The organism is Vibrio sp. CJQ_6 (assembly GCF_043106745.1).
Taxonomy (GTDB): domain Bacteria; phylum Pseudomonadota; class Gammaproteobacteria; order Enterobacterales; family Vibrionaceae; genus Vibrio; species Vibrio furnissii.
Genome location: NZ_JBICMV010000036.1, coordinates 1 through 25,210, shown reverse-complemented (window position 1 = coordinate 25,210; position 25,210 = coordinate 1). Strand labels below are relative to the sequence as shown.

Annotated in this window: 22 protein-coding genes and 1 pseudogene; 20 read left to right on the top strand and 3 right to left on the bottom strand. The window is 42.1% G+C overall.

Features of this window, described 5'->3' with window-relative positions; genetic code table 11:
* The first annotated feature begins 292 nt into the window (after nt 1–292).
* From ACF8PK_RS20385 to ACF8PK_RS20370, 4 genes are all read left to right on the top strand, one after another.
* Nucleotides 293–1,528 carry a tyrosine-type recombinase/integrase gene (locus ACF8PK_RS20385; protein WP_392443343.1) on the top strand — a complete coding sequence of 412 codons (1,236 nt, stop codon included), beginning with the start codon at nt 293–295 and terminating at the stop codon, nt 1,526–1,528.
* A 102-nt stretch (nt 1,529–1,630) separates the two neighbouring features.
* Nucleotides 1,631–2,014 carry a hypothetical protein gene (locus ACF8PK_RS20380; RefSeq protein WP_332192732.1) on the top strand — a complete coding sequence of 128 codons (384 nt, stop codon included), beginning with the start codon at nt 1,631–1,633 and terminating at the stop codon, nt 2,012–2,014.
* A gap of 44 nt (nt 2,015–2,058) precedes the next feature.
* Nucleotides 2,059–2,559, top strand: coding sequence for a hypothetical protein (locus tag ACF8PK_RS20375; RefSeq protein ID WP_332192734.1), 501 nt, complete (start codon nt 2,059–2,061; stop codon nt 2,557–2,559).
* 100 nt (nt 2,560–2,659) lie between these two features.
* Complete coding sequence (locus ACF8PK_RS20370; RefSeq protein ID WP_392443340.1) at nt 2,660–3,091, top strand: DUF2787 domain-containing protein; 432 nt, start codon at nt 2,660–2,662, stop codon at nt 3,089–3,091.
* A 1,010-nt stretch (nt 3,092–4,101) separates the two neighbouring features.
* Here ACF8PK_RS20370 and ACF8PK_RS20365 read toward each other — a convergent pair.
* Nucleotides 4,102–4,983, bottom strand: a complete 882-nt coding sequence (locus tag ACF8PK_RS20365; protein WP_392443338.1) for a helix-turn-helix transcriptional regulator — start codon at nt 4,981–4,983, stop codon at nt 4,102–4,104.
* A gap of 267 nt (nt 4,984–5,250) precedes the next feature.
* On the opposite strand from ACF8PK_RS20365, the gene ACF8PK_RS20360 reads away from it, so the two are divergent.
* The 9 genes from ACF8PK_RS20360 (at nt 5,251) to ACF8PK_RS20320 (ending at nt 13,403) form a co-directional block, all read left to right on the top strand.
* Entirely contained in the window at nt 5,251–5,496 is a 246-nt protein-coding gene (locus ACF8PK_RS20360; RefSeq protein ID WP_392443336.1) for a hypothetical protein, read from the top strand.
* A 146-nt stretch (nt 5,497–5,642) separates the two neighbouring features.
* Nucleotides 5,643–5,840 carry a hypothetical protein gene (locus tag ACF8PK_RS20355; protein ID WP_044362227.1) on the top strand — a complete coding sequence of 66 codons (198 nt, stop codon included), beginning with the start codon at nt 5,643–5,645 and terminating at the stop codon, nt 5,838–5,840.
* 561 nt (nt 5,841–6,401) lie between these two features.
* Nucleotides 6,402–6,701 carry a hypothetical protein gene (locus tag ACF8PK_RS20350; protein WP_392443334.1) on the top strand — a complete coding sequence of 100 codons (300 nt, stop codon included), beginning with the start codon at nt 6,402–6,404 and terminating at the stop codon, nt 6,699–6,701.
* Nucleotides 6,702–6,985: 284 nt separating this feature from the next.
* Entirely contained in the window at nt 6,986–8,143 is a 1,158-nt protein-coding gene (locus ACF8PK_RS20345) for a tyrosine-type recombinase/integrase (protein WP_392443331.1), read from the top strand.
* 10 nt (nt 8,144–8,153) lie between these two features.
* Nucleotides 8,154–8,336 carry an AlpA family transcriptional regulator gene (locus ACF8PK_RS20340; protein WP_044362224.1) on the top strand — a complete coding sequence of 61 codons (183 nt, stop codon included), beginning with the start codon at nt 8,154–8,156 and terminating at the stop codon, nt 8,334–8,336.
* A 94-nt stretch (nt 8,337–8,430) separates the two neighbouring features.
* Complete coding sequence (locus ACF8PK_RS20335; protein WP_392443329.1) at nt 8,431–8,862, top strand: hypothetical protein; 432 nt, start codon at nt 8,431–8,433, stop codon at nt 8,860–8,862.
* Between the two features lie 64 nt (nt 8,863–8,926).
* Nucleotides 8,927–11,662: a DNA polymerase gene (locus ACF8PK_RS20330; RefSeq protein ID WP_392443327.1), complete on the top strand. Its 2,736-nt coding sequence runs from the start codon at nt 8,927–8,929 to the stop codon at nt 11,660–11,662.
* A gap of 187 nt (nt 11,663–11,849) precedes the next feature.
* On the top strand, nt 11,850–12,686 hold the full coding sequence (locus ACF8PK_RS20325) for a hypothetical protein (protein WP_392443324.1): 837 nt from the start codon (nt 11,850–11,852) through the stop codon (nt 12,684–12,686).
* A gap of 96 nt (nt 12,687–12,782) precedes the next feature.
* Nucleotides 12,783–13,403 (top strand): LysR family transcriptional regulator, encoded by a 621-nt coding sequence (locus ACF8PK_RS20320; protein WP_222745363.1) that lies wholly within the window; start codon nt 12,783–12,785, stop codon nt 13,401–13,403.
* Between the two features lie 172 nt (nt 13,404–13,575).
* Here ACF8PK_RS20320 and ACF8PK_RS20315 read toward each other — a convergent pair whose 3' ends face one another.
* Nucleotides 13,576–15,126, bottom strand: a complete 1,551-nt coding sequence (locus tag ACF8PK_RS20315; RefSeq protein WP_222745361.1) for a diguanylate cyclase — start codon at nt 15,124–15,126, stop codon at nt 13,576–13,578.
* Between the two features lie 537 nt (nt 15,127–15,663).
* Here ACF8PK_RS20315 and ACF8PK_RS20310 point away from each other — a divergent pair.
* From ACF8PK_RS20310 to ACF8PK_RS20295, 4 genes and pseudogenes are all read left to right on the top strand, one after another.
* Entirely contained in the window at nt 15,664–17,535 is a 1,872-nt protein-coding gene (locus ACF8PK_RS20310; protein WP_222745359.1) for a methyl-accepting chemotaxis protein, read from the top strand.
* Nucleotides 17,536–17,678: 143 nt separating this feature from the next.
* Nucleotides 17,679–19,184, top strand: coding sequence for an EAL domain-containing protein (locus tag ACF8PK_RS20305; protein ID WP_392443319.1), 1,506 nt, complete (start codon nt 17,679–17,681; stop codon nt 19,182–19,184).
* A gap of 127 nt (nt 19,185–19,311) precedes the next feature.
* A pseudogene (locus ACF8PK_RS20300) lies at nt 19,312–20,103 on the top strand (PAS domain-containing protein); the annotation flags it as partial.
* Between the two features lie 33 nt (nt 20,104–20,136).
* Nucleotides 20,137–20,643, top strand: coding sequence for a methyl-accepting chemotaxis protein (locus ACF8PK_RS20295; RefSeq protein ID WP_392443520.1), 507 nt, complete (start codon nt 20,137–20,139; stop codon nt 20,641–20,643).
* A gap of 483 nt (nt 20,644–21,126) precedes the next feature.
* On the opposite strand, the gene ACF8PK_RS20290 is transcribed toward ACF8PK_RS20295, so the two are convergent.
* Nucleotides 21,127–21,555 (bottom strand): hypothetical protein, encoded by a 429-nt coding sequence (locus ACF8PK_RS20290; RefSeq protein WP_004728691.1) that lies wholly within the window; start codon nt 21,553–21,555, stop codon nt 21,127–21,129.
* Nucleotides 21,556–22,005: 450 nt separating this feature from the next.
* Between ACF8PK_RS20290 and ACF8PK_RS20285 the strand changes: the two genes are divergently transcribed.
* The 3 genes from ACF8PK_RS20285 to ACF8PK_RS20275 all read left to right on the top strand — a co-directional run bounded on the left by ACF8PK_RS20285 (nt 22,006) and on the right by ACF8PK_RS20275 (nt 24,909).
* Complete coding sequence (locus tag ACF8PK_RS20285) at nt 22,006–22,968, top strand: isopenicillin N synthase family oxygenase (RefSeq protein ID WP_004728694.1); 963 nt, start codon at nt 22,006–22,008, stop codon at nt 22,966–22,968.
* 157 nt (nt 22,969–23,125) lie between these two features.
* On the top strand, nt 23,126–23,530 hold the full coding sequence (locus ACF8PK_RS20280) for a VOC family protein (protein ID WP_055465798.1): 405 nt from the start codon (nt 23,126–23,128) through the stop codon (nt 23,528–23,530).
* A gap of 113 nt (nt 23,531–23,643) precedes the next feature.
* A complete protein-coding gene (locus ACF8PK_RS20275) occupies nt 23,644–24,909 on the top strand; it encodes an HD-GYP domain-containing protein (protein ID WP_038152628.1) in 1,266 nt (421 codons plus the stop codon).
* Nucleotides 24,910–25,210 lie beyond the last annotated feature (301 nt).

The following is a 25,210-nucleotide window of genomic DNA, read 5'->3' as shown; positions in this document are numbered from 1 at the left end:
TAATAAAGAAATTTTGGATGTTTTTAAGGTGTTTTTGGCTGAAAGACACCTTGTCATTCGTTACTTTTGGGAGATTTTTTACATGAGAGGAGAGTTATTGAGCTTAAATGCCATTCTGCGTAAATTTTACATAAATAAACCTTTCTGGTTGATTGATATGTTTATATTTTTATTTGGTTGCACAGAATTTTCGCGTAATTGTCGTCATTTCTCCAACCGTATCGCGTTGCCGTAACAAACAACCATTCAAACACATATTAACTAATTGAATATCTAGTTAATGGAGGTTTGAATGAGTAAATCACAACGACTCACCACCACTTTCCTCAACAACCTTAAACCCAATCCCAAAACCGCCAAGTTCGCCGATTACGAAGTCAATTTATCTGCTATGAAAGACAGTGGTTTACCTACAGGTGTTCGCTGCTTAGTAGGTAAGTCTGGAGGGAAACGCTTCCTTCTGCGTTATACCAGTCCGGTAACAGGTAAGAAGGCAAGCATTGGTCTTGGTAAGCACCCTGAAACCGACCTCACCACATTGCGCAAAACAGCCAAAGAGTATCGTCAGCAAATTATAGAAGGCATTGATCCCAAGCTTGAACGTGACAATCAGACTTCCGAGAAGATGATGACTCTGGAACGGTTCTTTGATGAAGTTTACCTGCCACTGGCTAAACAGAAACGCAGTTGGAAGGATGATGTAGCGCGATTTCGTTTAGCTAAGTCGATACATCATATATCGATTCATGACCTAACCGCCGCCGATATCATCAAAGTCCAAATGGAGATGCAGAACGCCGTTACGATTAAAGGCAAGCCTTATGCTCCTGCTTCGATTAATCGCGTTTTGGCTCTATTGAAAACGATCAATCGTCAAGCATACAAGTTGATGGATGCTCCGCTCATTGCTGACAAGGTGAGCTTGTTGAAAGAAGATAACGTGCGAACTGGGTACTTGTCCGAGTCACAGCTAAAGGAGTTTATAGGTCACGCTCTGAACCATGAAGACAAAAGTATTGGCGCATACCTAGCTTTGCTGTTTTTGACTGGCGCGAGGGATAAGGAACTGCGTTTACGCTTGAAATCCGATGTGAATTGGGAAGAGAAATCGCTCACTATCCCGCATACGAAAAACGGTAGTAGCCACGTTATTTACTTGAGTGATTACATGCTTGATATTTTGAGGTCAGTGCCTCATGTGGCGAATAATCCGTATCTCTTTCCTGGACGCAAAAAGGGTAAACCAGTAGGGCAACCTAGGCATGCTTTCAAGGCTATCAAAGCCAAGATGGGACTGCCCGACATACCCGGTGATAAAGCGAACCTAACCCTGCATTCAGCGCGCCATACGGTTGGGAGTTTGTTAGCTAGCCAAGGAGTCTCGTTACACGACATAGCCAAGCAGTTGAATCATGCTGACCTGTCATCAACAAGACGCTATTCGAAGCTGACTGTAGGGCGTCGGAGGGAGATTGGCTCTCGTTTATCGGATATGGTGACTGCGAAGCCAGAGATACGTTGGGAATGAAGAAGTTAGGTTTAACCAGTTAATTTAGAAATGACATTAGAAAAGCCCCTGTTTAGCGACGAGCTAAACAGGGGCTTTTTCATTATTAGAAGGAAATTCACGATGAAAACAGTAAACAAGTTTGAAGATATTCAATCACTGCCAATGCCTGATGGTGTGAAAGCAAAACTGCTAGAGCACCTGATAGAACCATTCGGTGATGAAGAAAGCACTAAAGCGTTTTGGGATGAGGTCGGTACGACCTTGTACTTGATTGAGGAAGGGGATACCAACAAAAAACTTAATGAAGAATCTGAGGAAGATCTGCACTTCCTTCGCTTTGTCACTAATTACCCTGAATGGGTGTTGTTGTTAAACGATGATGCCTGTCCTTGGTTGCTGGCGGTCGCCATAGTGACCATGGAAGGCTCAGGTGTGTACTGCTGCGCTCCAATGAACAGTCCAACGTTCCCTGTCGCCAAGTTAGCTGACCAAACTGAATCTTAAAACCAAATTAAACCTGAACAATTCCAACTTAAAGGAGGTGTCGTATGGCACGTAAATCAAACCAACAACAAGAAACGGTTCAACCTGAAATCTTAGAAGGCAATGAACAAGTCACGGTCACTGACGATCAACCAGTAGACCATTTCACTCATATCGTACGCGAGGGGAAAGCGAAAAAACTATCACCGAAAACAGAGAACCACGTGTTCTATGAAATAGCCATTCATGATGAAGAAAACGAGCTCTATATTCGTATGTCTGGAAATCAGGGTGGTGGTCTGCACAGCAAGGAATGGATTCCACTTAAAGATATTACCGCTGTTCTGGATGTGCAGGGTGATAAGCCGTTCAAGAGTTCTGTGCTGAAGTGTGTCTTTTCCGGGCAGTCAGCGAACAACGCGGGTTTTATGGCTGCTTGTTGCAGGGGGCTTGGTCTTATCATCCAGTCAGAGAAATCGGTGTTTCTCCACGTTCTAGCACCTGACTACGAGCAACGTCGTGATGAACTCCTGTCATTAGTGGGCGGTGAAACCGAAGCCAAATAACTCCAAATCCACATCAATCCTTACCCATTAAGCCAATTCTGGCTTTCATACCGAGCACTTAACAAGAGTGCATCCCTAACAAACTAAAAGAGATTTTATTATGAACTTAACTTTTGACGTTGAGCGATTACTGCTGCCTGTCAGTGTCGATCTTCAAGATGCTTTAAACCGAGTGATCAGCGAATCAGGCAAATGGACACCTATGATCCAATCGGTCGTATTTAACTTCCGAGATTCATCCTACAGTTCGGAAAACGGCGGTTGGCATCCAGTTGAAATCAGGCTTGTCCGCCTCTACGACCAGTGGATATTTGATTACATCACTGACTTTGCGTATTGCGGCGGTCCTTATCCCGAACTGGTTAAAGAGGTGGATTTTAACTTCTCATCTGGAACAGCAAGTTTTTCCTATGTTCCGGATTTACCGATAACAAGTAGTGAGGTAATGGAGTTCTATTCGATGTGGGAGTCCAACTTCCTTAGCTACGTGGAAATGGGCGTGTTCGATGAGATAAAAGTCACCGTGGATTAGTCCATTCGTCCGGAACCAAGTTGAAAGCACCGTATATGAACCATAAAATTGGTTACTCACTTCCTAGTGACACTGAGGCTTCCTATTGCTCCATGTTAATCATGGCGTGATGGGAAGCCTTTTTCATTGGGGCAAGTTTTAGCAACGTTTACCCAATCCGTTGCCTTCGGGATTCAGAGGGGATGGCGTTGCTGGATTGCGATGGACGGTGGAAACACCAAGGAAGGGAGCGTTAATTTTAACGAGTTTGGTTGGTTTGTTCTGGTGTTTTGTTATTAAAAACCCCCATTGCTATGTCGAAGCAATGGGGGTAGTAAAGGTAGGGAAGCCTATGGGAAATACCGAGAGAATGATTTGTCTGATGCTATCTCTGCTACTTAGGGGTAAAGGCTTCCCTTAATATCAGCACCAAGAGTGCACCCTTAATTCATTTGTTCGTAGTTCGGTGCGAAAACTTGGGCATTTTCAACGTTGCTATGCGCGGTAAGCGGTAATCCACGATTCCCAATCATTAACTTCAAACCCGTTGAGTTAAAAAGGAACTTGTCACTGGAATCTATAGTGACAAGTTCAATTCATGGCTCAGTTATCCGGTAATCAAGCAAATCAGATAGCCAATGGCAGCAAAGCTTAACAGGTTGGCTATATCAACAAGGAAAAGATACGGGCTTGAGCTAGCGAGTTGGAGCAGAGTTCGTGCATCAGACATCATGGTTTTACCCTCTATTAAAATTCAGCTTCCTTCGGAACTATTTTAGTGTTTCCTAATTAACGACAAAAAACAGCATCATTTTGAGTTTTACCTTGCGCGGTATCGGTTTGTGGTTCTGCTAAATCAGTCACTTCCCATACCCAACATAGGTGACTTGAAAATCAGAGCATAGTGGTAAGTTCTTGGTGAGGGAGGGCTGCAGTGGCCCAGTGAAACAACATTATGTCGCGGTAACTGGACAGCACAGCGTTCTACCATCAAGAGGGCATTGTTCACCGTCAATCAGTGCGCTAGCTTTCTACTTGGTTGAGTCCAGGTAAGTTTGTAACTCTTGCTTCAACAAGTAACGAATCCAGTCAGGTGAGAGCACTTCGGCATGAGGAAGCCACGCTTTGAGCTGACGTAGTAACCGAGGAATGTTCTTGGTCTGGTGGCTGATAAGCAGGCTACCCGAATCCAGTTCTTTCAATACTTGGAAGTCGTGAGTATTACTTTCATTTAAGAATGCGTCGGTCACTTTACTGCTCATCTGCATAAGAACCTCAACGGGATTGAGTAACTCCCTTTCATATTCTCGACCAGTGAGCTTCTGTTCAACGCTAGGGTCGGGAGAGTATTTATCTTCGTAGCGGATTAAATCCCGAATTTTCACGATTCTGAGTGACTCTAGGCGGTTTCTCTGAGTCCCAGCTACGTACCACAATCCATATTCATTCACCAAGCGGTAGGGGTGAAACTCATCGTAAGTTTTACCTTCGCAGGTAAAGCCAATCACATTTCGCCTCTGAACCGATTCAACCAGTTTCTCAAACACATTGGAGTAATTACTGATGTCCTCGATGTGCGGGTTCTTGAATAGAAACGGCGGTGTCGATTTGTTGTTGAGCACACCGTTACTCAGATAGTGCTTACCCGAAAACAATGTATCGAGTCCCATGTTGGCGAGTAACGTAGATATTTCGTGGTTGGTCTGCCTACCCAGAACCTTTGGGTCAAGAAAGTAACAGGCCCCTTCGCGTTGAATAGGGAGGTAATTTAAGCGCTCATTGAAATCCCGTTGTAGAGTTCGTTCACTCACACCGAACTCTCGACTCAATTCTTCCAGATACAACCGTTCTCCCGTATTCAAACGGGTCAGGATAATACCAAGTCTTTTCGCTAGGGTGTCATGCTCTTTCATGCTACGCATTGTAGATAGACCACTCGTCAGGGTGTGTCACGCCAAGAAAGAATGTGATTATTTCTAGCTGATTTTCATAAGGTTACTGATATTGCTATCGCTTTTATTGGTCGCCACAGCGTATGTCTGACAAGGCATATATAACCTGAGTGAAATTGATTCACTCGTCTCGACACAACCTGTCGATCACCCTTTTTAAACTATTAACCATTCGCGCTCTCGGTGCCTTCACTGATGGCGTCATGATGTATTCAAGGAAACAACACAATGAAAAAATCAATCATCCTGCTAGGTCTATCGTGTCTATTCGCAACCGCCTCATCATTCGCTGGTGGTACGTTCGGCGGTAATCCAACTGACATTTCGAAGATAGAACAATCCTGGAATGGGAAAGCAGGTAAACAAGTTTACTCTCAGTCTGGCCCTCGTATTGAGTGGTATGCCGATGCCTGTGGGACCATGAATGGCAAAGTCATGGATGCAGCGAAATGCCAGCCTAAGACCAATAAGTAATCATTTCGAAAAACAGGTTTGTTGTATTGCTCTAGCTTCTGATTTGAAAGTGGGGACTCTCGGTTAGAACAGAGCAATGCAACATCAACAAGGGCGATATCATCAGTGGTATCGCCCTTTCCCATATTTACAGGAAAGGACATACCATGGCGAAAACACATTTTTACTCCAAACCCCAACAGCGATGGGTGAAACCTAGCGCATCCACGGGCATCAAGTTTGCTCAATACGGGGCAACACTCGGCACTCGATATGGGCCTCAAGGCGTTGTAATCGGCGGCGCACTCGGTTTTGTCGCTGGTGCTCTTGTTGGTGGTGTACTGGATGAGTTAGACATTATCTAGCTGGAAAGTAGAGACACTATCGTCTCTACTTTTTTCTTGATCGTAATTGGCGGGAGAGAGTTTCCCTTTATCGCATAGGGGGTAACGGTTGGTGTGTGATTAGTTCGATGGGGATAGACAGTAACAACTAATCACATGCTACCCACCGTAGATATTTTGTTCCCAATATAGTTAGCGCAAAAACTATGCGAAATATCCAAGCTCAAAGTGGAGTAAGCACTTTTCTTATAGATTTAATTGGCATTATGTTTTTATTTATAATTCCATTTAGTTATACATGGTTTGGTTGAAAAATCAGAATGAAGGTTACACAAAAAACGAATCTTGGAATTTCGTGGCTTCTTTAAGGCGTAAAACTTTGTGATCGAAATGTTACTACGCTTTTCCGGAAATAGATTGATTTTATCGTTATCTTATGTCTGTGGTTTTGGTGTTAACTTTATGAAAAATAAGTGGTTGATAAAGTTTTTCCAGCGTCTATCATTTCCATGAACTACAACGCGTAGTGATGAGTTTTCTTTATGAAAACGGTTTTTTAATAACATTTTTAGGTAAAAAAATATGAGCATTAAGATCGATGTAAATGCTACAGCTGCGAAACTTACAGCTGATATAAAAGATATTGTTTTGACATCTGAGTCGAAGCATTATTCGGGCAATGCAGATTACTTCACTGGTGTTACAGCATGTGTGATTGATTCTGCTGACTATGAGCTGGGCGATCGCGAATATCTTAAAAACAGTATCGCGTATCGTTTGAGAACAACCCGTGATGCTAAGGGTAAGTTGGTAACAAACTGGGGCTACAAGCGAGTCTTGCAGGTTGTTGAGAAAGCTTTTAAGTATGTGAATAAGCCTTAATAAAGGGCCACATTTCTGAACCTTGGTCTAGCAAGTCGTTTTGCCTAAGTGCGCACTATTTATACCCATCTACATTGAATCAGTCTCAGTCGAGCACCAGTCCCCATAGGGCAACCTTTCATTTTCCGTTTTCACATATCCGATAGCCCGCAAGTAATTTTGGTTAGGGATCATTGCGCCTTGTTATGTCTGAACAACGTATCCAACCAAAGTTTCTTGCACTGAAGTATTAACCCTTGCTGCGACAGAAAGCAGCAATAAAAAGCTGATTTTGGATGGAAAATATGAGCAGTACATCTATAGAAATGAACAAGAAGGTACTCAATGCCTTGCCTCGTCCTGCTAAGGGCGAGCAAGGTGTTGAGTATCCTTGGAATAAAAACTCACGACTACGCGTCCTTGTGACTGAGAAGAGTATGCGCTGGATAGTTCGCCTTGGCTGGAAGGGAAAGCGTTACTACGAGTCGTTTGGGACTTGCCCTGAAATGAAGTTTGCTGAATTCAATCAGTTGGCTTACCAATTTATCGCTGATGTTCAATCTGGGGTATACCAGAAGGGCTCGCGCATGACGGTTCAGCAGCTCTTTGATGACGTTGTGCTTCCATATAGTCGTAATCATCACCGTGATTCTAAGACCTTTTTATCCCGTTCTAAGCGCGTAATGGCTGCGTTTGGTAAAGAACGTGTTACGGATGTGACTCGCCGTGATGTTGAACAGTTTCTCAATTCACTTACTGACTTAAGCAATGCGTCTATCAACCGTTACCACGCCTTCTTGTCGAAACTTTTCTCGATGGCGGTTGAGCACGAGATTATCGATAAAAGTCCAGTAAAGGGCGTTAAAAAGCTGGTGGAGAACAACCAGAAAGACCGAGTGTTGTCCTCGAAAGAAATGGAAAGCTTTTGTCGCCATGCGTGTGCTGAGCCTAACTTCATTCACAGTTACGCACTAATCCTTAGTCTGTTAACTGGTATGCGCATTGGTAATGTGATTAGCCTGACTCGATCTATGCTTGCGGATGATCTTTCTTCTGCTCTCCTGCCGATGACTAAATCTGGTAAATCGCAGCGCGTCTACTTCTCCGAGCCAGCAAAACGTCTGATCCGTAAATGTCTCAAAGTGTCGTTCAATGATTGGGTGTTCCCCTCGTTGAAGAATCAAGGCGAGCACATTGCCTACCCACGCGCTTGTATGGAGCGCATTCAGCAAGCCATGAAAGCGGAAGGTTCGCTAGAAGCACCTTTCACTATCCACGATCTACGTCGTACCTACGCAACTCAAATGCTGATTGCAACGAACGATATTCGTCTCGCGCAGCAAAGCCTTGGTCATTCCAATGTGAATGTCACCGAGCGGTACGCCTACTATCAAAATACCCATTTAGCGCAAGCCTCTCAGCAGACCGTTGACGCCATGCTACCTAATTTCCAATTCAGCTAAGGAGTACCCGATGAAAAATGCATTAACAGTAGAAGAGTTTGCAGAGGCATACAGCCTTAACCCTGCCACGGTGAGAACCAATGTCACTCGTAAGCCAGACAGCTTACCTAAAGTGCTGCGTATTGGTCGTAGTGTTCGTTTTTTGCGCGCTGAAATCGAGAAGTGGGAGAAAAACTTACTCGATGCTGCGTAAAGCGCGATTTCTTCCAAATCTTTCCAGCTTATTCAGATGTACCGGACGCAGTGTCTGGTACTGAAATTTTTTAATATTAAACGGAGATATCCAAATGACTACTCAAGCTAAATTCGTTCGTGACGGTTCACAAGTTGTTAATGTTGCTACTGCGGCTACCCTGACCTGCAACGACAAGTTCATTCTATTGCTAGATAAAAAAGGTAAGAAGGTTCTTTACCGCAAAGGTGAGGGGATTGCTGCTCTTTTCTCTGATTTCAAGAAAGTCGTTAAGCCAGATGAAGAATACGGTTTGGTACTTGATGATGGTGGTTTCATCGATCTTCGCAGTGTATCTACCGTATTCACCTCGCCAAAAACGGGTAACTTGGTCGTATTGAGCCATGATGAGCGTGCGTTGTATGTCTTTCCTAAGAGCACGTATAAAGATATCGATGGATTATCTGAGTCACTTCTTGATGTCCTAGTTAACGTCGGCCCTAAAAAGAAAATCGCAAAAATCGACTGGGATGCCTACAAAGGCTAACGATTTAACGTTGTTGACTTAATGGCTCTTTCGGGAGCCATTTTTGCATCTAAGGAGTGAAAAAGTGGAAGAAAATATGAATGTATGGGCTCAATCGGTTGAGCTTGAAATCAACGAAGAGTTGATGTTCTCTGACGTTGAGGCTGATTTTGCAAGTGCATGGGGAAGCTCGGATGAGCTATTAAATGAGTACGCAGAAGGTGAGACGCGAAGTCTAGCTGATGTTGTCGTTGAAACCGCGTCACCAATTGACTCTGAGGCTTTAAAAGCATGGACAGAACCCAAGAAGAAAGGCCAGCGCCGTATTGGTACAAAGTTTTATGATCGACCGATCATTGGTTTTGATACCGAGTTTGAGCTATCCAAATGCAAGAAGTATAACCATGTAATTAGCTACCAGTTTGTAGTGCGCCATAAAGGTCGAATGTCAAAGTTGGTTTTATATCCGGATTCCAACAAAAAATCGGGACGGCTAGCGATGGATTACTGCTTGGCGCGAGTAATCGAAAAGGCTATTGACGATGGAACGCTTGAACGCTGGCCTACAGATGTGATCATGACAGCTCACTTTATGAAAGCTGATCTCTTTCACTTCAACAAAGCGTTCGACCAGATCAAGACGCACATTAAAGGTATAAGAAAGACTGTTGCGAGTTTGGGTGATGCTTACGCCTTGGATTTAAGCAAAGTCCTTAGTCGCCGCATTGACGAAGAGCCTGTTGATGTTTACGACAAGAATCGGAATAAGAAGACGTTGTTTCTCAACTTTTTCGATACGATGCTTTTGGCACCTGCGGGAAAATCATTGGCTGATGTCGGTGCGCAGGTCGGTCTACCTAAACTAAAAATACCTGAGCCGTACAGCATAGAACGCATGGGAGAGTACCTTGCTGGTGATAAGCAGGGCTTTGAAGCTTACGGGTTGAGAGATGCTGAATTATCTGCACTTCACTTCGAAAAAACGGCCAATCTGTGTAAGGAGCTTGGGCTTAAATCAGTGCCGTATACGATAGGTGGTATGGCAGTAAAAGCGTTTATTAACTCACTCGATGATCCGAAAAACTATCGAGAACTTTTTGGTTTTGAGAAGAAGACCTTCGAGGTCTGGTCTAAAGATCAAGCGAAAGTGAAAACAGTCACGGTTGATGAGCCGACACCCGCTCGTAGCACCATGGAGTGGTTTGCGTCTGAGTGCTATAGCGGTGGAAGAAACGAGGCGTTCTGGGCTTCTGCGACGCATATCGACACTTGGAATGACCTAGACGTTCCCTCATGCTATACGGCGATTAGCAATGCGCTGCGACCGATTGCTTACGATAAAATGTATATGAGTAATCGAGTCGAAGATTTCTTCGGTGACAAGATGGCATTGGCTTGGGTTGAATTCGAATTTCCCCCTCAAACCCGTTTTCCTTCGTTAGTAGTAAGAAATAAAGACTCTCTTATATTCCCACTGAGCGGTGAGACGCATTGCACTGGACATGAGCTTGAGGTTGCGTACAACCAAGGCGCTAAGATTACGATAAAGCAGGGCTTTATTCTCCCATGGGCGAGTGATGAGCGAATCTTCGAAAAGTACATGCTATGGGGGAGACAAAAGCGAAAAAGCTACCCCAAAAACTCATATCAGGAAAAGCTAATTAAGGAGATGCTTAACTCTACGTATGGAAAATTTAGCCAAAACGTCAAGCAGAAGAAAACATTTTCAGTTGCAGACGGTTACAGTCAGCCTCAACAACCGTCGAAATTGACGAATCCATTTTACGCAAGCTTCACCTGTGGGATGGGAAGAGCATTATTAAGTGAGATCCTTGCGGGTGTACCTGATGATAAAACGGTAGTTTCTCTAACGACTGATGGACTAGCAACCAACGCGACAGTAGATGAGATCGACTTGACTGGTCCAGTATGCCAGCGTTTTCGAGAGTTGTTTCATCGTATGGAGCCCAACGGTGGTGAAATACTGGAAATTAAACACAAAGCTAAGCAGTTGATATGTGCCAAGACGCGAGCGCAGTTTACTGTGATTCCAGAAGAGGGCTGGGAGCCTGTTTTAGCTAAAGGTGGGGTTCGTCCACCAGAAGGTGAAGCTGACCACAATCGATACATGGTGAATTTGTATAAGGATCGAACCCCCGAACATACGGTTGATACGTCTCACCTGACGTCTTTACGTGTGATGTGTACCGAAGGGCAAGACATGAAGATGGAGCGTAAAGAGTCGCGCCTTAATCTTGAATTTGATATGAAACGTGAATTGATTAAACCAATTATGGTTGATATTGAAGGTCAACCTCACGTTAGCTTTGACACCAAACCGTTTAAGAATGCCTTTGAGATGCGTTACACCCGAATACGCTTTGATGCTTGGCGTAAGAGTGGTCACTGTTTGAAGACCTTGGAAGACTGGCATGACTGGCAAGAGCGATTAAATATGTACAAGGCTAAAGATAAAGCGATGGCAAATGAGGATTGTAAAGTCAGATTTAAGAAGGATGAGAAAGCCGATGAGTTGATGGCACGTTTGTTTGTTCGATTCTACGGTCATGAAGTATCGGGTATTAGCAAGAAGGATATTACCGCGAAAGCTTTGTCTGAGTTTTTGGTTGGCCTCGGTTATGACATTAAGCCGAGTCTCGTTCGTGGTGCAGGGCGAACAGAGTTAGTAGAAGGCGTCGTGCCGTTGATGCATTCTACTTTGCAACTGGCTAAGCAGTTAGTAGAGAGATTTCCTCAGTTTGATCCAACCCCACTCTTTGATGTCGATGATGCTGAAGAATTGAAGCACTCGTTAAAGTAACAAGATAAATTTTCGTACCCCTTAATGCGTAAAGAGCCCTTGTCCTGCAAGGGCTCTTTACGTGTGTGTCTTAAGAATGTGGGGGAATAGCATCAAACATTACACACGAATCATCCAAATCTTCCAGATTCTTCCAGCCGATACCTATACCACAACATCGTGGTGATTAATTTATAAGGTATATGAAATGAAAAAGCCGAAAATGAAACCGATTGTAATCTTGCGCGGTCACAAGACCTCAGTATTCCCAAGTGATAACGAGGCTAGACCTTACTACCAGGGTTATAAAGGTATTCGCGCCATCTTTTACAAATGCGGCACTATTGAGGAAGGTATGCGCGACCTGATTGCCTTTCAAAAGTGGGAAGCAATTGCACCGGAGTTTAAACAGCGGAATGTATCGGCAAAAGAAGCCGAGGTAATCATTCAGGCTATGCTGGCTGATGAAGATAAGTTTGTTGCTGAACAGCTTGCTGAAGTCCAGCTAGAACGTGCAGAAAAGCTTGCTGAGGAAGAGCGAATAAAGTCTCAACCCACGATGGAAGAACGTTCTATTGCTGCTTCTAAGAAAGCCACTGAACAAGCATGGAATCGACTTCAGGATGAACTAGAGCACAACAAAAAACACGTTACTTTTAAGTGCGTTCTTGGAACTAGTGGTAAAGCATCGCGAGTCGAGCAGTTATCAGCAAGTGTTAGCATGGTCGAGTACGAGAAAGGTGCGAAAGTATCATTCAAACGGATGTCTTTGGGGTATGCAGCGCTAAAACAAGCTGATAAGGCACTTAGTGGTGGTGCTGAAACCGTAAAAATTTTGGGATTGGATGTCACTGTGGTGAACACTCTGATGTTATGGGCACCGAAGTGGAAGCAACAGAACTGGGTGAAGCCTAACGGGCAGCCGAGACCGAACGCAGAACTCGTACGCGACATGCTGGCGTTGTATGAGCAGATTAAATCTAAGGTCAGCTTTGGCGAGGGTATAGCTCAAAAAGATCCTGTAGACGATGATGCCCCGTTTTAAGACCTATTTTGAGTAGTAACCATGCAGAGGTCGTCTGGCTTGTCCAGGCGGCCTCTGTGTGGTTTTAGATTTAACAAATTGAAAAGAGATAACAATATGAAAAATATCTATGAAATTGATGGGGTTGAGTTCCCTTCCCGCACCGCTGCTGCGCGTCACTATGGTTTGAATCCTAAACTGGTCAACGAACGCATAACCAAGTTCGGGTGGACGCTAGAGCAAGCTCTTGAGCTTGAAACACGACCTAAATGCGACTACCGCAAGAAAGTTGTTATAGATGGCACCGAGTACTCAAGTATGCGCCAAGCGGCTAGAGAACTAGGTGTGGCGCAAAGTACGCTGATGAACCGCATAAAGGCTGGCATTGGCTTAGAAGAAGCGCTGTCTGCTGCACACACCGAGCGTGAGAAGTTAAAAGGTCAGTCCAAGCCAATGTTCTACGGTAACAAACTTTACCCTTCTGCGCGCCATTTGTTGCTTGCTAACCCTGCGCTGGTTGCTGGTGGTGATTTGGGTAAGGCCGTTACCTCGTTGAATGATAAGGCTCGCCGAGCTAAGAATCATGGTGAGGTTTTGAATCTGTCGTTGGATCAAGTTACTGCTGAATATGGCTTAGCGAAAATTGGGTTTGCTGATGAGTTTGATGGTTTTGTTGTACAGTTAGTTGAGCAAGTTGGTGACGCGGCTTTGACCGAGCTGTTCTACGAGCTGAAGTAGTCCGAATTGGCTTTCTGAAGGGAGTAGTTGCGTTGAGTGACTGCTCCCTTTTTGTTGTCTGCATTTTATGCTGGTGGTTTTGTTGTCGGAGTGGTTGACTGAATCTTCGCTGTTGATGATTGAATTAATAATAAATTTTGTGTTTTTATCACTAGACCTTAATTCACTAAAATTAGTGAATTACATCATTCCATAAAACTACTTTGTCTCTGCCTGTTTTTTTTGCTTGGTATAGAGCGCGGTCTGCTCTATCAATGACTATCTCCATTCCTTCATCTGATTTTAGTACTTCTGATATGCCTAAACTAATTGTTATCGGTTTCTTTCCTGTGAATTGGTGTTTCTTGATATGAACTCTCAAAGACTCCGTCAGTATCAGTGCTTGATTTACAGATGTCTCTGGTAGCAGAATGATGAATTCTTCTCCTCCCCATCGTGCAAAAATATCACTTTTTCTCAGTCTAGATTTAATCAAATTGGTAAGTTCTAATAAGTATTTGTCGCCAACAGTATGTCCAAATTGGTCATTGATGGATTTGAAATAATCCACATCAATCATCACAATGGAGTATTTTTCTCCATTTCGTAAAAAACGCTCATATTCATAAGATAAAAACTCCATAAACCTGTGTCTGTTGAAAGATTTGGTTAAGTAATCCAAGCTAGATAAAGTCTTTAATTTAATGCTGTATTGATGATTTCTATAAAAAAACCAACTATACAGTATGAATATTACAATTGTGAAAGCCGCAAATTTTTCATAATCTGATTGCATGTCCTGAATTAGATGGTCTTTGTGGGTTGCAATTAAATAAGCAACATGTTCACCCTTGATGTTAATTATCGATAAGAAGTTTAGAATATAATAAGACGTATCTGTTGATAAGCTAAATGAAAAATTACTTTCTGTATTAATTCTAGGCTGAAGTTCTTTTGATAATGTTTTTAAATCGTCTAATAATTCCGGAAAGTTTCTGTTTTCATTGAACTTATTATGAACCTGTTTATCATAATAGTAATTGTCTGATAAAGTGCTTAGTGAGTAGTTTTCTTTCATACTTTCAAAAACACTACTATCGACCACCTCTTTTTTTATCAGAAAATAAAAATCAAAGTCGGTATATAGGCTTGAAAGAACATCGATAATGCTAGACATTGAAAGTGATACTTCCATTGTTCCTAAAAATTTACCGGCCTTAAATATTGGATAAACGAATCTATAACCATTGAATATTCTTCCTTCTTCAAACCCTTCAACAAACTCTTTTCTTTCATTTGCTAATCTTATAGATTCTCGGATGGATAATAAGTTATCTCCATATTTATCTGGTTGATGAACTCGTAAGAAACTATCACCGTTTGGAAAGTGAAAATGTAGCTGTCTAAAATTACTTTTCTTTAATAGAGAATATTTATTTTTCACTATTGAAAGTAATTTGTCTCTGTATGTTTCCTTATCTTTTACATTGTACGCGTCTTCCATAATTTTTAGCACGTCATTATTGGATATGATGTCTCGATATATATATTGTGAAAATAGTTTATAAGTCGCTAAGCTTGATTTAACTTTTGCTTGGAATTCATAAGAAGAGCTCTGAAGAATTCTTTCTTTCTGTTGCGTATAATCCAAACTTACACGCCATAAGAAAAAAGCAAGAAATATTAATAAACTTGATAAAATGATAAATACTAATTGTTTGCTAAATATGTTTTTTTCTAACATCCAAGTCTACCACTGTACCTATTTTTAATTTTTGTGCATCAATATCCCAAACGAACCATGTACTTCATATAAGTCATTGATGTCTTATTATACCTTTTAGTTATAACTAAACCTTACCTCTTAAGGAGTAGTTGTCTACATAGTAGTACTATAACTATCCAAAATCTGCCACTTTGTAGGTCTAAATGGGTGATGAGAAAGTTAGTTTTTGAAAATGACATGGTGTTCCTTAAGAATGATTTGGCATCTAAGTATCATAACCCTAAAGTTTAAACAAACTACGTATTTAGTTTATTTTTTAATTAAATTAGTAATTTACAATCTAGCGATTGAGGTTTGATTTGTAGTAACGGCATTTAAAAATTATCGGTTTCACATCTCTGACATTACCATGAATGGTGTCTATCATGGTGTGCTTTAGACATGCCTGATTTAGCAATTAATGAAGATAGGTATATAATTGTGGCTAATGACTCATTTTTGAAGTCTAAGTTCAATAACACTGTGATTTTGCAGTAGAAATGGAATGGAATGCATATGAGGTTTAGTCAAAAGATTGTTGGAGCGTCGTCTTTACTATTGTTAATGACAGCATCTATCTTATCAATCCAACAAGTAAATACCGTAAGAGCAGAAGTCACTGAACTGATTGGTAGTAGCCTAAAGGGGTTCGCTGAAGGGGTTGCCGACACCGTCGCAACCGAATTAGAAAGTAAAAAGGCCTTAGCTCAATCCACAACGGAAGTGATACAACTAGATGCTAACAATCGTGATTTTGTAAGAGATGTACTGGAAACAAATCGACTAAAAAGCAGCTTCATCTTTGCGGGGCTTGGCTATGCTGACGATGGTAAGATGATAGAAAACGATGATGGTTGGAACCCTGATACAAATTATGACACGCGTTCTCGACCTTGGTTTGTTGACGCTAAAAAAGAGAGAAAGCTGACAATTACTGAACCTTACATGGATTCTTCATCCGGAGAGATGGTGATATCGATTGCGACACCTATTATTCAAAGTGGGCAGTTTATTGGTGCGATGACTTATGACATGAGTTTAGGTCGACTTGCTGAAATGGTTAACAAAGTCAACTTATTTAATGCAGGTCACATGTTTATCATTTCTTCAAGTGGTATGACGATTGCTCATCAGAACGCTAAATATAATGGTCAAGATGTCACAGCTTATCTACCTAATGTACATATCAAAGAAGGGGCGCAAGCTCTTACAATAGATGGTAAAGAATTCGTGGTTGGTTTTACGTACATGCCGAGAGAAAACTGGTATGTAGGCTCTCTAATAGATCGCTCTAAAGCTTTTTCTGCAATATCAAAATTGCGCAACAGTGCAATAGTTTACACGATCATTGGAGTGGTTCTTAGTATCATCATACTTACTTTTTTGATTAAGTATTTAATGACACCTCTTAATGCTTTAAATAATGCAATTCAAGACGTCGCTTCAGGTCATGGTGATTTAACTAAGCGCCTTAGTACAGAAACAGACAAAGAGTTTGCTGAACTTGCTATCGGGTTCAATACTTTCGTCTCAACATTACAGAATCAGATTAAAGCTACGAAAGCGATTGGAGAGGAAATTAAACATGGTGCAGAGCAAACTATGGATAATATGCATAGTTCTGCTCAAGCAATGAACTCTCAACTTCAAGAACTAGAGCAACTTGCTGCTGCTATGAATGAGATGGCTGCATCAGCAACAGAGGTTGCAAACAGTGCTCAAGGAGCTGCCTCTGCTGCTCAAGATGCAGACAATGCTACAAAACAAGGTTCGACAATTGTTGGCGATACGACAACTTCTATAGGCGTACTCTCAGATCGTATAGAACAAGCTGTAGAAGAGGTTAAAGGACTTGAGTCAGCTACTACAAATATTGAATCGATCTTGAAGGTTATCAATGATATTGCTGACCAAACAAATTTACTCGCTTTAAACGCAGCTATAGAAGCTGCAAGAGCTGGAGACTCTGGTCGTGGTTTTGCCGTTGTAGCAGATGAAGTCCGAACTCTTGCTCAGCGTACACAACAATCAACAACTGAAATTCGTGTTATGATTGAGCAGTTACAGGCTGGCTCTAATTCTGTGTCGGTCGCAATGTATGAGAGTAAAGCGACGGCAGAAGAAGCCGTTAACAAAGCTCAATTGGCAGATAATGCATTACAGAAAATTCGAGGTGCGATTCAACACATCAGTGACATGAATATGCAGATCGCGTCTGCTGCTGAAGAGCAAAGTCTAGTTGCTGAAGAAATTAACCATAATACTCTCAAAATAAAGGACCTATCAGCACAGGTGTCTGACTCAGCACAAGAGGCAAATATTTCCATGCAGACACAGAAAAATAAAGTTCATGATCAAAATGATATTTTAGGTAAGTTCATCGTATAACTTTATAAATTGAAAGGATTATTAATATGATGATTTTAGCCGTTTAATGGGCATGTTAAATGGCTAAAATTTAATGTAATTGAAATTATTCGGATAATGTGGTTGGTGGTTATGATATTTTATAGAAAGTGGAAAATGCTAGAGTGAAAAATAAATTATTACTTGCTACCGTGTTCTTCTCCAGCTTCATAACGTCGATTATAATTGCGACATTCATTTCTTATCAATTCCAAAAGATAGAACAGAATAAGTTTTTATCGGAATTACTAACGAACTCTGAGAAAGTGACGACACAGTTAGTGAGAGTATTATCTGTAGCTAATCGTCTACAAAACTTCGAATGTGACCAAAGAAATATAAATGAGCTGCGTAAACTAGTCCAAGAAAGCTCTGAAATTTATGATATTGGATATATTGTCGATAAAACTGTGTATTGCACTGCTAATTGGGGTGTGGTTTTTCCCACTAAATTGATTTCAACAGATATTGGTAAAAATAATAATTATCAATTTTATGCCAATGAACATAGTCTCTACAATATAGTGGAAGATTATAATATAACGGCTAGTGGTAATTTTTTTGCAGTGAATATAACAACTCCCTATTCTCGGCAGATAAAAACTATGCCTAAATTTGCATTTGAGATTTACTCTTCAAGTATTGATTATATTTTTGAACGCTACACACCGTATAGCACCAACAATATACTTTATGGCTTGAACCTTGAGGCTGAGTTATGTAGTGAGCGTTACGAGTACTGTGTAAAAGCAGAAAATAGAAATGCGGGATTAAACTATTACAGCACTAATACAATTGTTTTAATAATTGTTTTTATTATTATTTTTTGTTACTTGATAACACATTTGGCATCATCACTAATCGACAATGCTCAGTCAATTGAAAGTCGATTTAGACGTGCATTAAAAAAAGAAATTCTACATATGGAATATCAACCCATAATAGATATTGAAAGCAGCAAAATAATATCAGTAGAGTGTCTTGTTAGGTGGTCAGATGAAAAATATGGAAAAGTTGCACCTCCACTATTTATTAGTATAGCTGAGAAATTATCTTTATATCCTCAGCTCACGTCTTTCACTACGACGCGTTCTATCACGGACATGGCTTCAATTTTAAAAAATGATCGTGATTTTTCTCTAAGTATCAATATAAGAAGTTATGAAATATTAGATAAAATGTTTCTCGTATTTCTACATAATCTTACTAGAAAACTGGATGTTAAACCGAGTCAAATTAAGATAGAAATTACTGAAGAAATTGATGTTGGTTTAAAAGAATTATCGGATTTTTCAACCAGAGCACGTGCGTTAGGATTTATTGTCGTGCTCGATGATTTCGGGACTGGTGTTGCAAATTTGGTATGGTTAACTGAAATTAACTTTGATTGCATTAAAATTGATCGTGTTTTCGTAAAAGCATTAAATTATGACTTAAAGAAAAGCATGTCTGAAGCAATAATGGATCTTGTGACTAGCTTGGGTAAGCGAATTGTTTTTGAAGGTGTAGAGACAGAGAAAGAGTATAAAATTATTAAAGAGCAATGTTCAACTGGATTTATTCAAGGATGGTACTTCTATAAAGCCATGCCAATTGATGACTTGATATCATTACTCGAAGGCCGTCGTTAGTATGTAGTTAGTTTTATATACATACTCTGTCTGTAAAGTTTGCCCATGTCATAGGGACTGCTAAGCCGTTTAATGGACTTAATTATAGTAAAAGCGTGCGATTGCTTTATAATATAATGATAATAATATCAATAAAATTTTTACCTATTGTGTAGAGTCGAGATATGTTTTTTCTAAAAAGAAAGAGTCACCTATAAAATCGAGTCATTCTGATGAAGTATACAATGCCATTAAAAAACACGTGGCGTGGGTCGAGTTCAATCCAGAAGGATTCATTCAAGATGCAAGCCCGTTATTTTTGAATTTTTTGGGTTATAAACTGGAAGAAGTCAAAGGAAAACACCATAAAATTTTGTGTTCTGAAAGTCATGCGAATTCATCGGTATATCAGGCTTTTTGGAAAGAGCTTGTTAATGGAGTGACTAAAGAAGGTACCTTTGAGAGAAGAAATAAAAAAGGTGAGACTGTCATTCTTGAAGCTACATACTTTCCAATTAAGGACTCCAACGGTCATGTAACTGGTGTAGCAAAAATCGCAGCCGATATCACAAAGCTTTACTACAAAAATCAAAAGAATGAAGCACTTTTTAGCGCACTAGACAAGTCTCTGGCAATCATTGAATTTGATCCGCAAGGAAAGATTCTTAGCGCGAATGCAAATTTCTTAAATACATTGGGCTATAGTGCTAATCAAGTTGAAGGTCAACATCATCGCATATGTTGTTTTGACGATTTTTATAGTGAAAATCCTTGCTTCTGGCAAGAATTACAAGCTGGACAAATTAAGTCTGGACTGTTCCAGCGTCGTAGCTCTCATGGGGCGAGTATCTGGATTGAGGCAACATATAATCCAATCCGTGATGACACAGGTCAAGTTGTAAAAGTCGTTAAGTTTGCCAGTGATATTACAGAGCGTGTTGAGCGAAACCGCACAATAGCTGAAGCTTCAGAAGTGGCGTACTCTACGGCAGTAGAAACAGCGCAAATAGCTCAGGAAGGAGCGAGACTTTTGGCTGAGACCGTTCACGTTTCATTAGATATCTCTGATAAATCAGAAGATACAGCCAAGAAAGTACTGCAATTAAAAGATACATCACAAAATATTCACAACATTGTGGCGACTATTCAGGGTATAGCGGATCAAACAAATCTATTGGCACTTAACGCAGCCATAGAAGCAGCCAGAGCCGGTGAACACGGAAGAGGATTTGCAGTGGTTGCGGATGAGGTTCGAAAACTGGCATCACGTACCTCTGATTCCACAGATGAGATTGTAAAAGTGGTGGAAGAAAATCAAGGTCTTATCAATGAAGTTACGGATAGAATGTCTGAGGTTTCATCAATTTCAAAACAAGGTAATGCAAAAATTACTGAAGTCTCGACGGTAATGGATGAAATTTATAAAGGGGCTGAAAATGTTTCAAATACCGTTATGAACTTATCGAATAGTCAATCATAGATATATAGGTGAGCTGTCTAATCTAAACGATTATTGTTAATGCGATCTGCACCAATAATATTTGAGTAGACGTCATGTGACTTTTGACATACCTAAAGTAATTTTTGGATTGCTAATCTGTGCTCGACGTGTGCTAAAAAGATCCTATGAAATCCTATTTCATGGTCCTTGATATCCAAAGGAGTCCTCTTAAATGCAAGTAATTACAAGAGCTTAAGAGGAATTCAAAATCCGTTTCCTTCGGGAGTGGCGGTTCAAGTCCGCCCATCGGTACCATGATTTAGAAAGGCTGCTTATCAAAGCAGCCTTTCGTCGTTTTGGGCGCTGTCAATTTCAGCGGTAATCTCTGATGTGTCGATGTTCGTTGAATGATAGAAAAACGATGTTTTTCGGCGTGGCGGCTTGAGCGCAAGCCAGAATGAGCGCTGTCTATCGCGGGCATAAAAAAATGGGCATCGTGTGCCCATTTTTATCAACGTCAGATCACTGAGCAGTCACTACCGCCATGACCAATTGACCATTTTCCTTCACTGGGCCGTCAGCTTTGGCGCCGAGTGTATATTCAAATACGCCGGTTTTCATGCCACCGGTTTCACCATGCAGCATCAGCATGAACATCTCTCCCGATTTCACAGGTTCGGTCAAAATAGCGGTGACGTTTTGATTGTTGCCTTTCTTCAGCGGGGCATAACCGACGACGGGGCCCGGTTTCATGTTGCTGTCGGTACGATGCACGACCATCCAGCCATTTTCTCCGGCCATGACCATATTGGCGGTCACGGTGCCTCCAGACATATCCTGATCTGTTCCTTTGACCCCGAGGTGATGCCCTGCAAGCGCAAAAGAGGAGACGCCGAGCAGTGACAAGGCAAGACACAATGTTTTGGCTGAACTAAGTAAATGAGTTTTCATAATGGGTATCCGTTGTAGAGTGAGATGTTTGTGTGTGTCAGCGTTACATCGACCAACAATCAACTGATACGAGCGGCTGACGCTTTGAGTTGGAATAAATTGTCTACGGGGGCGATTCCCTGAGCGAAAATTACCGTGATGTACGGCTTGATGATTGAATTTATTCATGAAGTTTGGTTTAGGTTGAAATGTAACCAAATGTGAATAGCTGCGAATTAGAATGATGAGGTCAGGGGGAAACCGCGATGCCGGCGCTGCCAAATTGGTGCAATGCCAATGGTGTTTGTACCTTTTCGGTGCGTAGCTGGCCTCGTCGTATTTCTCAAAACGTTATGTTCTGGTTGCTGATGAGAAGTTGGCTGACTGGTCAGCTTTTTGCTTAACCCATTCACATCACTCTCGATGCTTCAGTCCGTGTGGATGACGGAAGCCAGACAACAAGGAAACAGTATGTCATTGCCGATTATCGATATTTCGCCGCTCCACTCTGCCAATCGCAACGATTGGCAACCCGTGATTGACCAAATCGACCGAGCGTGTCGGGAGCTAGGTTTTTTCTATGTGGTGGGGCACGGTATCCCTCAAGCTCAGTTTGATGGCATTGAATCGATGGCGGACACGTTGTTCCGTTTACCTGAAACGGAAAAGCAACGCATATCGATTGAGAACAGCCAGAACCATCGAGGCTGGGGGCGGTTAAGTGCGGAGAAACTCGACCCGCAGGGAGAGCTCGATTGTAAAGAGTCGTTTGATATGGCGTTGGATCTCTCCCCTTACCATTCTCAAGTGTCGCGTTGTCCAACGCTCTATGGCCCAAACCAATATCCGAACATTGCAGGGTTTACGCAGGCGATGAATCAGCATTATTCGCTGACTCTCGATGTCGGGCTGCGGATTCTCAAAGCGATGGCCATTGCGCTGAACGAAGCGGAAGATTTTTTTACCCAGCACTTTAATTTACCGATCTCGGTATTGCGCATGTTGCACTACCCAAGCCAGACCCAAGCAACCAATGGTGCTGGAGCGCATACCGACTATGGGTGTATCACGTTACTCTATCAGGATGCGAGCGGTGGTTTGCAGGTGTTGAACACACAAGATGAATGGATGGATGCCCCACCGGTCGCGGGCAGCTTTGTGGTCAATATTGGCGATTTGATGCAGCGCTGGACCAATGATATCTACCGTTCAACCAAGCACCGAGTCGCGAGCCCAACTCACGGACGTTCGCGTTTTTCGATGCCGTTTTTTGTCGAACCTGATTTCGACACGCCGATCGTCACCTTAGCCTCTTGCTTGGCAGAGAAAGCGGGGCAGGGGGGCTATCCAGTAATCACCGCCGGTGATTGGATCGTGTCTCGTTTTACTGAAACTTACGCCTATCGCCGTGAGCGTGAAAGCACCGCAGTTTAAGGCATTTTTGTCGCGGTCGTTTGGCCGCGGTAAATGAATCGTCCTCTTCATTCGTCATCAAGGCATGACAGCAACGACAGCTTGCGATCTCACGGAGCAATGAGGAGCAGCGTTGAGGGATCGTCTATGCTTCAAGAAAAGAGTGATGGAGGTGGGTATGTTTATCCTAACACCTTATTTGTTTTTTTCTGGTCGTTGCGAGCAGGCGTTGGATTTTTACTGTCAGTGTTTCGATGGATACGTGCTGACCAAACGTTACTTTCATGAATCTCCCGAACACATTGAAGGGGTGAACCCCAATTGGGTCATGCATGCTGAGCTGATTACCCAACACATGAAATTGATGTTGTCTGACGGCATTGCCGCGCAACAGCTGGTCGACAATCAAATTGCGTTGTCATTGGTGATGGATGATCTCGACCAACAATTGATTTTGTTTGATCGATTGGCTGAGCGCGGAAAAATCATGATGCCGTTAGCCGATACATTCTGGGGGACGCGCTGCGGTAAAGTGGAAGATCAGTTTGGGATTCGTTGGATCATCAATTGTGAGTTTGGTTGATGGAGGGTGAAAGGCATCACATTGTGGCATATAAGCACGATGTTGCATTGATGATCTTGTTATCAACTTCTTCTAAAATAATAAAAATTTCCAAGTAAAGGTGTTGGTAAATTGTGGCGAGCATAAAGATCACGGTAGATAGGTTGCAGCCAGGCTTACATATTCGTTTGCCAGTTAAATGGAATGAGCATCCCTTTCTACTCAACAGCTTCAAAATCAAAACGCAGGAACAGATCATGCTGATCAAGCATCTGGGGATTCAGCACGTGTTTCTTAATCCTGCGCAGAGTGACACATCCCCTTTGCCGCCGAATAGCGAGCCGAGTGTGGACGCGGCAGAAAGTGACGCATCAAACGCAGCGATTCATGATGAAGCGGATAAGCTGTGGCAGGAAAAACAAAAGCGTATAGAAAAGCTCAGTGCGTATCGTCGCCGCGTGATCAGTTGTGAGAAAGAGTTCGAGCGATCGCTTGCTCGCATGCGTGCCGTGATGAACAAAATCCGCAATCGTCCACAAGATGCTGTCGATGAAGCGGCGCAATTGGTTGAAGACATCGTCGAGAAATTATTGAGCGATGATAGTGTGACCCTACATTTGATGAACAGCAAAAGTGAGTTTGAAGATATCTACTTTCATTCACTCAACGTTTCGGTCATCGCCATGATGATCGGTAAAGCCAAAGATTACCCGGCTGAAAAAATCAAAGAACTCGCGTTTGCCTCTTTATTCCATGACATCGGTAAGATTCGTGTGCCCAGTGCGATTGTTCGTAAACAAACACCACTCAATGAACCGGAAAAGAATTATCTCAAACTGCACACCAAATACGGCATGGAAATCGCGGCGAGTACCGAACACTTTCCTGCCAGTGCGATGAAGGTGATCGAGCAACATCACGAACTCAATGATGGGTCGGGGTATCCGCAAGGATTAAAAGAAGAGGAGATTGATGAGTTGGCGCAAGTGGTCGCAGTCGCCAATACCTTTGATAATCTGTGTCATCCCAACATTCCGTCTGAGCAAAAGATTCCGTATGTAGCACTGTCCCACTTATATAAGAACTGCAAGCATCTTTATAATCACGATAATCTGAACATACTGGTGAAGTTCATGGGGGTGTTTCCGCCGGGGACCGTTGTGCAGTTGTCCAATGACATGATTGGGCTGGTCATTTCCGTTAACGCGAAAAGCCTGCTGTTTCCGAATGTACTGATCTACGATCCGTCAGTGCCGCGCACTCAAGCACCGATTATCGACCTTGCTGATAAAGACATTAAAATCGTCAGTGCGATCTTGCCAAATAAATTACCGGATAAAATTCGTGAATATCTCAATCCACGTTCGAGGATTTCGTACTTTTTTGATAGCGATGACTAGTTATCCACAGGAATTTGTGAGTAAAGTGTGCTCATCTTGAAGATAAGATCTGCATAAAAAGGCGTTCGTTTGATTATTGGTCAAACGAACGTTTTTTTATAAAAAAATGCCTTTTTGTACTTGCCAAGTTTAAGCAACTCTCTATAATGCCGCCTCACTGACACGGCAGACGCCACAAGGCTTCAGCGGTTGTCATCGAGGTGAAAGCTTCTAAAAAAGAAAATTGAAAAAAGTGTTTGACACGCTCAGTTATCTCGCTAGAATGCACCTCCGCTTTGAGAAGAAAGTTTCGAAAAAGCAA

Bases quoted from the DNA above. Each gene is read 5' to 3' on its own strand.
- ACF8PK_RS20385 (WP_392443343.1), top strand. From the start codon at position 293: ATGAGTAAATCACAACGACTCACCACCACTTTCCTCAACAACCTTAAA.
- ACF8PK_RS20380 (WP_332192732.1), top strand. From the start codon at position 1,631: ATGAAAACAGTAAACAAGTTTGAAGATATTCAATCACTGCCAATGCCT.
- ACF8PK_RS20375 (WP_332192734.1), top strand. From the start codon at position 2,059: ATGGCACGTAAATCAAACCAACAACAAGAAACGGTTCAACCTGAAATC.
- ACF8PK_RS20370 (WP_392443340.1), top strand. From the start codon at position 2,660: ATGAACTTAACTTTTGACGTTGAGCGATTACTGCTGCCTGTCAGTGTC.
- ACF8PK_RS20365 (WP_392443338.1), bottom strand. From the start codon at position 4,983: ATGAAAGAGCATGACACCCTAGCGAAAAGACTTGGTATTATCCTGACC.
- ACF8PK_RS20360 (WP_392443336.1), top strand. From the start codon at position 5,251: ATGAAAAAATCAATCATCCTGCTAGGTCTATCGTGTCTATTCGCAACC.
- ACF8PK_RS20355 (WP_044362227.1), top strand. From the start codon at position 5,643: ATGGCGAAAACACATTTTTACTCCAAACCCCAACAGCGATGGGTGAAA.
- ACF8PK_RS20350 (WP_392443334.1), top strand. From the start codon at position 6,402: ATGAGCATTAAGATCGATGTAAATGCTACAGCTGCGAAACTTACAGCT.
- ACF8PK_RS20345 (WP_392443331.1), top strand. From the start codon at position 6,986: ATGAGCAGTACATCTATAGAAATGAACAAGAAGGTACTCAATGCCTTG.
- ACF8PK_RS20340 (WP_044362224.1), top strand. From the start codon at position 8,154: ATGAAAAATGCATTAACAGTAGAAGAGTTTGCAGAGGCATACAGCCTT.
- ACF8PK_RS20335 (WP_392443329.1), top strand. From the start codon at position 8,431: ATGACTACTCAAGCTAAATTCGTTCGTGACGGTTCACAAGTTGTTAAT.
- ACF8PK_RS20325 (WP_392443324.1), top strand. From the start codon at position 11,850: ATGAAAAAGCCGAAAATGAAACCGATTGTAATCTTGCGCGGTCACAAG.
- ACF8PK_RS20320 (WP_222745363.1), top strand. From the start codon at position 12,783: ATGAAAAATATCTATGAAATTGATGGGGTTGAGTTCCCTTCCCGCACC.
- ACF8PK_RS20315 (WP_222745361.1), bottom strand. From the start codon at position 15,126: ATGTTAGAAAAAAACATATTTAGCAAACAATTAGTATTTATCATTTTA.
- ACF8PK_RS20310 (WP_222745359.1), top strand. From the start codon at position 15,664: ATGAGGTTTAGTCAAAAGATTGTTGGAGCGTCGTCTTTACTATTGTTA.
- ACF8PK_RS20290 (WP_004728691.1), bottom strand. From the start codon at position 21,555: ATGAAAACTCATTTACTTAGTTCAGCCAAAACATTGTGTCTTGCCTTG.
- ACF8PK_RS20285 (WP_004728694.1), top strand. From the start codon at position 22,006: ATGTCATTGCCGATTATCGATATTTCGCCGCTCCACTCTGCCAATCGC.
- ACF8PK_RS20280 (WP_055465798.1), top strand. From the start codon at position 23,126: ATGTTTATCCTAACACCTTATTTGTTTTTTTCTGGTCGTTGCGAGCAG.